Below are 12,231 nucleotides of genomic sequence, written 5' to 3'. Positions count from 1 at the left end.
CTTTATTTATAAAGTGTTTTCGCTATTCCCATTTCTAGTCCGCGCAGTTCAGCTAGACCACGTAAACGACCTATCGCTGAATAACCAGGATTGGTTTTCTTGTTCAAGTCGTCTAACATTTGGTGACCGTGATCGGGACGGAATGGAATAGAAATTCCATGTTTGTTTTGTATTTCGAGAAAGCCTTTCATTACTCCATACATATCTACATCACCTTCTAAGTGATTGGCCTCGTAAAAATTGCCCTGATCGTCACGTTTGGTAGAACGAAGATGTACAAAATTGATTCTGTCCCCCAGTTCCACAATCATTTCAGGCAGATCGTTGTCAGCACGTACACCGAATGAGCCTGTGCAAAAACACAGACCATTAGACTCGTTAGGCACAGCTTCTACTAATGCCTGAAAATCCGATTTCGTACTAAGTATACGGGGCAATCCAAGAATAGCATAAGGAGGATCGTCGGGATGAATAGCCAATTTAGCCCCTACCTCATCGGCAACAGGTGCTATCTCTTTGAGGAAGTCGATAAGATTTTGTCTCAATCGGTCTTCGCTCACATTATTGTATCTATCCAACTGTTTTTGAAATTCTTCTAAAGTAAAACTCTCTTCTGCTCCCGGTAAGCCTGCAATCATATTATTGACAATCAGATCTCTGTCAGCCTGCGACATGCTTTCGAAACGTTTCTTTGCTCTTGCCTGTTCTTCTTCTATATAACTTTTTTCGGCATCAGGGCGCTTTAAGATATACAAGTCAAATGCCATAAAAGCATCCTTTTCGAAACGTAATGCTTTAGAGCCGTCGGGCATTGTGAAGGCGAGGTCGGTACGAGTCCAGTCTAATACAGGCATAAAATTGTAGGTGATAATCTTCACGCCACATTTAGCCAGATTACGGATGCTTTCTTTATAGTTTTCTATATACTTTTTGTAATCTCCTTCCTGCGTCTTTATATGCTCGTGTACAGGGATACTTTCGACTACAGACCAAGTAAGCCCTGCATCTTCTATCGTCTGTTTGCGTTTTTCAATTTCTTCCACAGTCCACACTTCTCCATTTTTGATATGGTGAAGCGCCGTTACAATTCCTGTCGCTCCGGCTTGCCTGATATCAGGTAACGATACAGGATCGTTGGGACCATACCATCTCCATGTTTGCTCACTTAGTATCATGTTTTTTTTGTTTTATCTTAAATAGAAAATGCGTTGAATCCTCCATCTACAACAAGTACAGTCCCTGTTACAAATTTAGAAGCATCGCTTACCAGAAAGTGAATCGCTCCATGCAGTTCTTCGGCTTCGCCAAATCTACGAAATGGAGTATGCGCTATAATCGTTTTACCTCTGTCGGTAAACGATCCGTCGGGATTTGTCAAAAGAGCTCTGTTTTGTTCTGTCAGGAAAAAACCGGGGGCAAGTGCGTTCACTCTGAATTTTTCGCCAAACTTAGTCGCCAATTCGCCAGCCATATATTGCGTATAGTTAGACACTGCCGCTTTGGCTGCACCATAACCGGCAACACGTGTCAATGGACGGAGTGCCGACATAGACGAGAAGTTGACAATATTACCTTCGCCACCATCGACCATAGCTTTGGCAAAAACAGACGTAGGTAATGCCGTACCAAAAAGATTGAGGTCTACTACTGTTTTGAAATCATCTAATTTGAGGTCAAAAATATTTTTGTCGGGGCCAATGGTCGCACCCGGCATATTACCTCCTGCCGCATTGATAAGTACATCGATTTTACCATACTTCTTCAGAATATCTTCTCTGTTCCGAATGAGGACTTCTTCGGCCATCACGTCAGATTCTAAGAAAAGGGCTTCGCCTCCGCCAGCTTTTATCTCTTTCGCAAGAGCATCACCCTTTATTTTGTTTCGTCCAAGTACTACAACTTTGGCTCCTTGTGCTGCCAGATATTTGGAAATGCTTGTTCCCAAAACTCCATAGCCTCCTGTGATAAGAATTACTTTATCTTGGATATTAAACAAATCTGTCTTCATGTGCTTCATGTTGTTTTTATCTTCAATTCAGGTTAAATGCGCATACACATATCAAAGCTATAAGATAAATACTTATACCCTATAATTGCGGTCACATACAAATATACTAATTATTGTGTAAGCATTCGATCTGTCTAATCTCTTATTTACACCTATTTTTAACAGCTAATAAAATATTTATTTTCAATAAGTTATCCTTTACACATGCTTTTAGAAACAGACAGATCTTTTAAATTTGCACTATTTTTGTGTTTGTGTAAAACAAAAAAAGCCCGAAATGGATTCCTCCAATTCGGGTAAAATACCTCTGTTGCTTATACTACAACTATAGTGATTTTATAGAATGTCTCGAAATAAGGATTTGCTGACAGGCACTCTACTTTTGCTTTTTTTCGAAAACGCTGACTAACTATCCATTTCTTTTGAGGGTGATTCTTGTTTCATTTCGTCTATCGATACCCCGAATCTTTTAAGTTTCGCTTTCAGGACTTTTAGTTGAACGGCAAAGTCATCATCATCGATAGCAACATCCGAACCCATTATTATCGACATATCATTCCTGTTATACCCACAACAAGTGAGGATAAATATCAGCAGTTGTTTGTCGTTTAAATTCTTAATTGTTTGTTCTTTAACACCGGCTTCACGTAAATGGATTCTCGCATTTTCGATTAACTGTTGGTTAGATTTGTTTCTGAGTTCGTCAATAATTTGCTGAATTTTATCCAGCAAAATTGGACGTTCTTCTGCTCCGAATTCGTTAGCTAGTTCTTTTATTTCTTCTTCTACTTTAGCCCAATCATAAATTATATTCTGATGAATACTTTGCAGGAATAAAAGGCTTTCTTCGCTGTGTCTCAACAATCTGTCTTTGGACTCTGACAATTTATTTGTTTCTAATTCTTTCTCGAATTTCAGACGCTTATTCCTTAATAACAAAACGGCTATGAAAACAAGGAAAAGAGCCACTCCGAACACCACACCAAGTATTGTTATCAATTTTTGGCGAGCTTCAGCAGATTCTTTGTCTACAATATATCGCTGATGCCTTTCTTCTGCAATGACTAATTTATCTAACCCTTTTTCTTCACTGATTTGTTGATTAATCTTCCCTATTAGCTTTTCGTAATATATAGCTTCTTTATAATCTGCATTTAATGTATAGAAATCGACCAAAGAGGTATATACGCTTCGCAATCCGATATTGCCATTAATTTTAGATAATCCGTTTTTTATCTCGTCAATGTGAAATTGTGCTGCATCTTGTTTACCAATTTTTATATATAACCTTGCTAAATTAAGGCGTATTTTTAAAGCTTCTTCGTCATTTTTAGTTTCTTCGAGAGCCTTATATAAGTATTCTTCTGATTGCTTATAGTCTTCTTTTTCCCATAAGACCATACCCTTTAAAAAAATGAAAGTGGTTTCATAGTCGGAGTCATTAAGCTGCATTGCCAACACCGATCCCTTTTCGAAATAGACCAAAGCACTATCTAAATTGTGCATATCTTCATATGTTCGCCCAATCTGCTGATAAAGTAAGAGCCTATTCTTTTCTGCACCTTTTGTTTTTATATAATAACTATTCGCCTCTTTATAACGAACTATTGCAGAATCCATACTTTGTTTAATAAAATATAAATTACCTATGCTATGCAGGCTTCTGGCAATCAACAGGTCATCATTTGTTTTACGTGCATAATACTCAGCCTTCAAATATGATTCAAGTGCCCTGTCATCAATTTTTCTTTCAAAATATACATAACCCGCAACATAGTTAGCTAAACCAGCTTTTTGCGGATTATTTTTGAAGTAGTTTTGGGCTTTAAATATTAAGGAATCATTTGTTATATCATGACCTGCTTTATATTTCGCCTGTGTATAAGTCACAATGTACTGCATATAGTCGTCCTTGTCCAAGTCACTCTCAGGAGTTTGTATAGAATCTAAGTACAATAGTGCGTTTTCAGGATATTGCTCAACTATAATTTGAGCTTTACTCAATAATTCGCTCGAAAGTGAGCGCTTACTTTCTATACAAGAGAATAAAACAATAGTTAACAAGATTAGAAGATATTTTGTCCGATCGGGTTTTAAAATTTTCATAAATCGATAGTTATGTCTAAAGCATGCTATTTTGAAACTCTTTAACAGAAATTATTATTTGTTTTTCATCTATTAAGTTTAATAATCCTTAGTTTGATGTGACTGAATTATAAAACTATTGATAGCACATTATTCATAAGTTATGGATTATTATGCTATCTCTTTCTATTTCCATAGATAACGTATCCGTAATCACTAAGTCATTTATACTCGGCGGTTTGGGTCTATCACCACCACTTCCACCTGAATCCGATTCATCGTCTCCTAGCTTATCGCAAGACGACAAGCAGAATAGTAATCCGCCAAGCAGTGTCATTATTAAAAATAGTCTTTTTATTTCCATAGTGTTAGAATTAGTATATTATGTAAGAGTGGGTGTAAAAGTATTCCAATATAACAGCCCAAGCAATACCCTCCCATCAATGTGAGAGGTAATAAATATATAATATTTTATATATAAGCAATTTAAGGTGTAACAAGATGTAATTTATGATAAGAATGTTATGGCTGATTCAAGCTATTTCCTCATGTTTTTAACCAAAAATACAGATCCTTCCTTTCAATTTGGTATAACGAGTTCTTCGGAATTTTATTAGTTACTCTTTCTTTTCTTATATCAAACTCACACATACTATGATAAAAAAGAGAGTGTGTCACAAGTAATTTTTTTACAAAATTCTATCATTCCTAACGGAGAAAAAGATCTCTTATCGAGAGTTAGGATTCTTCACTTCGTTCAGAATGACAAAAGAGTTTAACACTTTGGCAGTGCACTTTTACTTATGACACACCCTTATGTATATTTCTTTATTCTGGGCTTATCAGAAGGAGCGATCAATTCATCGAACTGGCTATTGTAGCCGCAAATGCGCCCCAGAAAACAACTGTTAACACAATACCGATGACCATAAAGATCAAGCTGGCCTTTGCCCAGTTGGATTTACTCTCGGCAGTGCCACCACCAAAAGCCCATACAAAAAGCATTATTATATTAACTACAGGGATAAGCATCAGAATCATAGTGATGATCCAATCGCCAATACTTACAACAGACGTATTCCTTTGAGGAAATTGCTCTAAATTTTCCATACTATCTATACATTATTAAATTAATATCTTCACTTCACAAATATATAGATATTTTTATATTGAAGTCGTCTTGACTTTTCAAAATATTTTCTTTTTATTTGTTTTGTACTCTCTTTGTCATGCTAAACGATGGGGAAGCATCTCCTAACCGAGATCCTTCGTTCATCAGGATGACAAAATAATACGAAAAACAAAAAGTCAAGACGACTTCATTAATAAACGAATAGATAAAACAATAAACTTTCAGTTAATAAACAGCCCTCCAAAGCTATGTTATAGCTTTGGAGGGCTGTTTAGATTGAAACTAATATATCAGACGATTTTCAAACGATGGTTTACCATTCGTCAGTTTCTTGTTTTAATGCACCATCTTTAATGGATTTTTCTAACGAATCTATTGTCGCATTCATACTACCCACTAAATTAATAAAAGCCTCTGTTTGCTTACCTTTATCAACAAACCTTTTATTGGTAAATGGCGCATAATCTATAATGTAACCTTCATCAGACGACCTAGCTCCTTTTCCAGTAACCTTATATAAAAACCATTCGTCTGCACTACAAATAACCCTAATTCGTCCATCTTTAATATCTACTCTAAGTATGTGATAAGCACTTAGGAGGCTCTTTGTTCCAAATAGATCGGTCCATTCTTTCAATTCCGGAAAACTTCCTTTGCCTATTATTACACCTGATTCTTTGTCATCAGTTTGTAGTACAGAGTTAGCGTCTTTGTAATTTCGAGCGAAAAAGTTCTTTGTTTTAATGTAAATTTCGTCTTTTGTACCGGGTACGTTATCTATAACTTTTGATACAACTATGTTCTTTCCATCAATTGTGTACATTGATTTATCGCTTTCAAATTTTTCCATCAACTCTTTTGACTGAGAGTTGCAGAATCCAATAAATCCGAATGAAAATAAAATAATAAACAGTAATTTTTTCATAGTAATGTTAGGTGTTTAGTTTATAAAGGAAGACAAAAATAGAATTAATTCTTAAACATTATTTCTTTAATATATTAATTCTTTCGAACTAATAGTTAAATATCTAACATTTAACAAATTAACGCTATTAAATATATTGAGAAATGAGTGATTCTACACCCTGATTCAGAAAGCCATTGAAATCCAATTCAAAGTTTGTAGTGAAGATATTTTTACCCAGTTGCGACCTTATCTCATCAATAGTCCAAAAACGACCATCCGATACCTCATCGTTATCAATATTGAAATCCCCATCGTAAATAATGTAGAAACAGTAACTCAATTCGCGTTCTATATCCGTTTCGATAATATATTTGGTAATAAAATGAGGATCTATATCTTTCAAGCCCAATTCTTCCCATGCTTCGCGAACAGCAGCGATCTCGGCTGTCTCGTTCAAATCGATATGTCCTGCTACGGATGAATCCCACCTGTTGGGCTGTACATCTTTCTTAGCAGAACGCTTTTGAAGAAACAGCTTACCTTCGGAATTGAAGATATGCAAGTGAATAACAGGATGTAACACTTTAGAACCATTGTGACAAACACTCCGTGGTGCTTGCCCGATAACATTGCCCGTCTCATCGACAAGGGGGAAGATTTCTTCGTGCATAATTATACTTTAAACAAAAGACTTTTCGATTTACCTTTCTTGAAAATCATAGCATCGTTGTGCTTACCTTTTCGTAAATCTTTTCGTTGTTCTTCGGGCAAAGATACAATTTCCTTGCATGTATCGGAACAACAGCCTTTCATTTTATCAGCACATTCGTCGCACTGTATAAAGAGTAAGTGACAACCATCGTTCAAACAGTTGGTATGTGTATCGCAAGGTTTACCACACTGATGACAATGGGCAATTACATCTTCTGTAATACGTTCGCCCAAACGATTGTCGAATACGAAATTTTTACCTATAAACTTAGAGTCTAATCCTTCGGCTTTTACTTGTCGGGTATATTCTATTATTCCGCCTTCGAGTTGATAGACATTCTTGAAACCCTTATGTTTGAAGTAAGCACTCGCTTTCTCGCAACGAATGCCACCGGTACAATACATCAGTAGATTCTTATTATCCTTATAATCTTTTAGTTGATCGTCGATGATAGGCAGCGATTCGCGGAATGTATCGACATCGGGAGTAATAGCTCCTGTGAAATGACCTATCTCGCTTTCGTAATGATTACGCATATCGATCACAATCGTATCGGGATCTTCCATCATTCGGTTAAAGTCTTTGGCTTTGAGGTGTATGCCAATATCAGTTGGGTCGAATGTATCATCATTCAAACCATCTGCTACTATCTTGTCTCTGACTTTCACTTTTAGCTTAAGGAACGATTTATTATCATGCTCCACAGCAACATTCAATCTGATGTCCTTCATGAACGAATAAGTATCAAGAAATTCCTTGAATGCCGCAAAATTGGGTGCAGGCAATGAGAGTTGAGCATTGATACCTTCGTGGGCTACATAGATACGACCAAGTACATCTAACTGGCTCCAGCGAATAAATAGTTCGTCTCTGAATTGTTGGGGGTCTGCTATCTGTGCATAGGTATAAAAAGACAATGTCAGCCGTTGAAGTCCGGCTTCGTCGATGAGTTTGGCTCTATCATCAGCACTTAATGTATTATATAATTGCATTTTATATAAATTAGAATGATTATAAATAAAATGCAAAGATAGTATGTGTATTCTCTATATCGGGAGATTGCCTATTGATTGTATTTATAGGTTATAGATAGAATATGATTACAGTTGCTTATTCAATACACCTCTCAGTTCTTCATCGGATAAATTCTCAACTGTACCATCGAAATTCAATCTGAAAGTACAACCGCTTTTCCATTCGGAGCAGCCATAAGCCGACTTACCTTTCAGAATAGTTCCTTTTTTGCAAAGCGGACAAATTAATGGTGCCGCTTCAACTTTTTCTATTTTTGCTTCAACCGTTTTCTTTTCAGCCTTTGGTTTCTTTTCTTTAGGAGGGGATTTCTTCTTAGGCTTAGCCTCTTTCACCTCTTCCTTTACAGCTTCTTCTATTGTGATTCTACTTCCCCAATCGCTTTTCACATTGGCAACTATCTGGGTAAGCATATCTTTGAGTTCGTCTATAAACTGACGGGGATCGTATTCGCTCCTCTCTATCTGGCGCAGTTTCTTTTCCCAAAGACCTGTCAGTTCAGCCGATTTAAGAAGCTCTTCTTTAATCGTACCAATCAATTCCACTCCTGTTTGTGTAGCAAGAAGATTCTTTCGCTCTTTACGTATATAGTTACGTTTGAAAAGTGTTTCGATTACAGCCGCACGAGTAGATGGGCGACCTATACCATTCTCTTTCAAAGCATCACGAAGCTCATCGTTATCGACAAGCTTACCTGCTGTTTCCATTGCCCGCAACAAAGTCGCCTCAGTATAGAATTTAGGCGGTTGCGTCCATTTCTCATTCAATGCCGGTTCATGAGGCCCTGTTTCGCCTTTTTCGAAAGCAGGAAGAATATTATCGTCTTCTTTATCTGCTTCGTCATCATCCTGATTATTCGATTTGTCGAATACTACACGCCATCCCGGATCGAGTATTTGTTTGCCCGTTACTTTAAATTCAACCTTATTTACTTCGCCCAACACCGTTGTTGTAGATATTTTACAATTAGGGTAAAAGACGGCTATAAAACGGCGTGTGATAAGATCGTAAACCTTACGTTCGTTATCAGAAACATTGTTAGCTCGTACGCCTGTGGGGATAATAGCGTGGTGATCCGTCACTTTACTGTTGTCGAATACCTTCTTCGATTTCTTTATCTTGTCTGTAAGTAATGGTTTTACCAGTTCTTCATACCCTGCCAATCCTCGCAAAATAGCGGGAACTTTAGGATACATATCATCACTCAGATAGGTAGTATCCACACGTGGGTAAGTGGTCAGTTTCTTTTCGTAGAGCGTCTGGATGGTCTTTAACGTATCCTCTGCCGAGAAAGCAAATTTCTTATTACACTCTACCTGCAAGGCTGTTAAGTCGAACAAACGAGGGGGTAGCTCCTCCCCTTTTTTTGTAGTAACATCTGTTACCTCAAAGTCAGCTTGTTTTATTTCTTCGAGAAACTTCTCACCCTCTTCTTGTGTCGAAAAACGCCCTTTGGTAGCCGAAAAAGTAGTTTCACGATATATGGTTTTCAATTCCCAGTATGGTTCGGGAACAAAGTTTTCAATCTCTAACTGACGGTTAACGATCAATGCTAATGTAGGCGTTTGCACACGCCCAATAGATAACACTGATCTGTTTTGTCCGTACTTCACTGTATAAAGGCGGGTTGCGTTCATACCGAGCAACCAGTCGCCAATGGCACGGGATAATCCTGCTTCGTATAGTTTGTCGAACTCCGATTGTTCTCTTAATTTCTGAAAGCCTTCGCGAATAGACTCTTCCGTCAGTGAGGAAATCCACAGACGTTTAACAGGACATTTGCAATTAGCCTTCTGCATCACCCACCGCTGAATGAGTTCTCCTTCTTGTCCCGCATCACCGCAGTTAATCACCTCATCGGCTGCTGCCATCAATTGTTCTATTACGGCAAATTGTTTAACAACCCCATCGTTTTCGAGTAGCTTAATACCAAAACGTGGCGGTATCATAGGCAGGAGATCCAATGACCATCGCTTCCATTGGGGAGCGTATTCATGCGGTTCTTTAAGCGTACAAAAGTGTCCGAAAGTCCATGTTACCTGATAACCGTTACCTTCGAAATATCCGTCGCGTCGGGCATTTGCTCCTAAAACTGTGGCTATTTCGCGTGCAACACTTGGTTTTTCGGCTATACAAACTTTCATCTATACTGTTTATGGATTAATAACTTTCATTCGCATTCGGAAAATCCGAAGTCTTCACATCTTTGATATAATTCTCAACAGCATCTTTTATAACTGTATGCAGATCGGCATAACGACGAAGAAATTTAGGGGAGAAGTCTTTATTTATACCTAGCATATCGTGCATAACAAGCACCTGACCATCGGTATGAGATCCACCACCGATACCAATAGTGGGGATAAATAACTGTTCAGAAACTTCTTTTCCCAAGTCGGATGGAATTTTCTCGAGTACCATACCGAAGCAACCAACTTCTTGCAACAGCAAAGCATCTTTTATCAATTTATCAGCCTCACCTTTATCTTTTGCCCTCACATTGTAAGTACCATATTTGTTGATGGATTGAGGCATAAGACCCAAGTGTCCCATAACAGGGATACCGGCATCGATAATTTTCTTTATATCGGGAATAATTTCTTCACCACCTTCGATCTTTAAAGCATCTGCTCCGGTTTCTTTCATCATGCGGATTGCATATTCCAACGATTTAAGAGGATCGCCCGAACATGTGCCGAATGGCATATCGACAATCACCAATGCACGCTTTACACCATTTACAACTGAACGACCATGATAAATCATTTGCTCCATAGTCATCGGTATAGTGGTAACATTACCCACCATTACGTTCGATGCCGAATCGCCGACTAAGATAACGTCCATTCCGGCCTGATCGATAATAGATGCCATCGAATAATCGTAGGCTGTAAGCATCGATATTTTTTCGCCACGCTCTTTCATTTCGATAAGGCGGCGTGTTGTAACCTTACGGTTGTCTTCTGTGTATGTTGACATAACTTTGTTTTTTATATTAGCTATCTATAGATAAACTTGCGGCAAAGTTATGAAATTAAAAAACGAATGTGCCTGCAAATATTTTATAATTTAGTTCCTTTTTATCAAATTTCCTTTATTCGAGTATCATTCAGCGTATTCTATAAACAATACGATCTAATACATAATTATATACAGATTGCTATACGCAAGCCCATAGCATATATAAATATTATATAATAATTAGTCGACTCTATATTCTATGATATCTCCTGGCTGACATTCTAATGCCTTGCAAATTGCCTCCAAAGTTGATAGTCGGATTGCCTTTGCTTTTCCATTTTTCAATATTGAAATATTAGCCATAGTTATTCCAACTTTCTCGGTAAGCTCAGTAACACTCATCTTTCGCTTTGCGAGCATCACATCTATGTTGATTATAATTGCCAATTTCTTTTCCTCTTTAAATTGTTAAGTCATTTTCAGATTTCATATCTACGGCATTTTGTAAGATTTTTTCAAATACAGCCGCGGCAGCGCCAATTATGATACAAACAAAAGTAGTCATGATACAGATGGCAAGAAAACCCGCAGGATCATCCTCTTTATTATGGAATATTCTTATGTATAGCCCTGCCATTACAATTAAAATGCTTAGTATGATTGCACAATACTTTATACTCTTTAAAGCCATAACAGAGTTTGATGAGAAGACTTTATCTTGTCCAATGTATCCAAGTAATTTGAACGCCTTATACAGAGCAACAAAAAAAGCGATTGATGCCGCGTATCCATACAAGATGAACGGATCTAAGTAAATGCTAAACAAGTCTAAGTTTGTGGCTCTACCCTCAGTTAAAGGAAGCCAAATCAAAAGCACAAGTGCCACAATGCCAATGAGGACAACGACTACCTGAAGAAATATTGTTGAAATTTTTTTCATAATGATTATTAATTGGTCATTACAGTTTAATCAAAGATTTATCGATTACAAATATATAAATATTTATCGTTTATCAATATATTATTATTGTTTTTATACTGGGAGATGTGCTTATTTTAAATGTGGGTTTGTAGTAGTATTCTGAGTATCTTTTGGGATACTCAATACCTGACACAATATAAGACTAACTCTACTACTGTTTCTAATACACAATCCGATACCATATATATAAATATATATTTAGAGTATTAGTAATAATATATAACTATATTATTACTAATTATTAATATACATATATTTGAAATTATTATTTAAATAAAAGAACGTATTAGACATTATATTCAATAAAGTTATATATGACTAATAATCAGAGAAATTGAAATTCTAAAATTATGTAGACCGCAAGCGATAAGTATGACTAAATCGTCAAATCCAAATTTGCGACATCTAAAAC

The 12,231-nt window shown here is 36.9% G+C and carries 12 protein-coding genes; all 12 read right to left on the bottom strand.

Going from position 1 to position 12,231, the window contains the following annotated elements; all coding sequences use genetic code 11:
• Window positions 1-2: 2 nt before the first annotated feature.
• Window positions 3-1,175 carry a mannonate dehydratase gene (gene uxuA, locus G7Y57_RS15355; RefSeq protein ID WP_165026078.1) on the bottom strand — a complete coding sequence of 391 codons (1,173 nt, stop codon included), beginning with the start codon at window positions 1,173-1,175 and terminating at the stop codon, window positions 3-5.
• A 17-nt stretch (window positions 1,176-1,192) separates the two neighbouring features.
• Window positions 1,193-2,008 carry an SDR family oxidoreductase gene (locus G7Y57_RS15350; RefSeq protein ID WP_165026075.1) on the bottom strand — a complete coding sequence of 272 codons (816 nt, stop codon included), beginning with the start codon at window positions 2,006-2,008 and terminating at the stop codon, window positions 1,193-1,195.
• Between the two features lie 405 nt (window positions 2,009-2,413).
• Entirely contained in the window at window positions 2,414-4,114 is a 1,701-nt protein-coding gene (locus tag G7Y57_RS15345; protein WP_165026072.1) for a tetratricopeptide repeat protein, read from the bottom strand.
• Between the two features lie 133 nt (window positions 4,115-4,247).
• Window positions 4,248-4,457: a hypothetical protein gene (locus G7Y57_RS15340; protein WP_165026070.1), complete on the bottom strand. Its 210-nt coding sequence runs from the start codon at window positions 4,455-4,457 to the stop codon at window positions 4,248-4,250.
• Between the two features lie 491 nt (window positions 4,458-4,948).
• Window positions 4,949-5,203, bottom strand: a complete 255-nt coding sequence (locus G7Y57_RS15335) for a hypothetical protein (protein WP_165026069.1) — start codon at window positions 5,201-5,203, stop codon at window positions 4,949-4,951.
• A 335-nt stretch (window positions 5,204-5,538) separates the two neighbouring features.
• Window positions 5,539-6,150, bottom strand: a complete 612-nt coding sequence (locus G7Y57_RS15330; protein ID WP_165026067.1) for a DUF4468 domain-containing protein — start codon at window positions 6,148-6,150, stop codon at window positions 5,539-5,541.
• Between the two features lie 127 nt (window positions 6,151-6,277).
• The gene (locus G7Y57_RS15325) at window positions 6,278-6,802 is read right to left on the bottom strand and encodes an NUDIX hydrolase (protein ID WP_165026066.1); all 525 of its coding nucleotides are present in this window, start codon (window positions 6,800-6,802) and stop codon (window positions 6,278-6,280) included.
• 2 nt (window positions 6,803-6,804) lie between these two features.
• Window positions 6,805-7,836 carry a rhodanese-related sulfurtransferase gene (locus G7Y57_RS15320; RefSeq protein ID WP_165026064.1) on the bottom strand — a complete coding sequence of 344 codons (1,032 nt, stop codon included), beginning with the start codon at window positions 7,834-7,836 and terminating at the stop codon, window positions 6,805-6,807.
• A 108-nt stretch (window positions 7,837-7,944) separates the two neighbouring features.
• On the bottom strand, window positions 7,945-10,020 hold the full coding sequence (locus tag G7Y57_RS15315) for a DNA topoisomerase 3 (protein ID WP_165026062.1): 2,076 nt from the start codon (window positions 10,018-10,020) through the stop codon (window positions 7,945-7,947).
• 16 nt (window positions 10,021-10,036) lie between these two features.
• Window positions 10,037-10,855 (bottom strand): 3-methyl-2-oxobutanoate hydroxymethyltransferase, encoded by an 819-nt coding sequence (gene panB / locus G7Y57_RS15310; protein ID WP_165026061.1) that lies wholly within the window; start codon window positions 10,853-10,855, stop codon window positions 10,037-10,039.
• Between the two features lie 222 nt (window positions 10,856-11,077).
• A complete protein-coding gene (locus G7Y57_RS15305; RefSeq protein ID WP_410492654.1) occupies window positions 11,078-11,257 on the bottom strand; it encodes a helix-turn-helix domain-containing protein in 180 nt (59 codons plus the stop codon).
• Window positions 11,258-11,297: 40 nt separating this feature from the next.
• On the bottom strand, window positions 11,298-11,777 hold the full coding sequence (locus tag G7Y57_RS15300; protein ID WP_165026057.1) for a DUF2975 domain-containing protein: 480 nt from the start codon (window positions 11,775-11,777) through the stop codon (window positions 11,298-11,300).
• Window positions 11,778-12,231 lie beyond the last annotated feature (454 nt).

It is taken from the genome of Dysgonomonas sp. ZJ279, from assembly GCF_011039205.1.
GTDB lineage: Bacteria > Bacteroidota > Bacteroidia > Bacteroidales > Dysgonomonadaceae > Dysgonomonas.
This window is presented reverse-complemented; position numbering and strand designations above follow the sequence as displayed.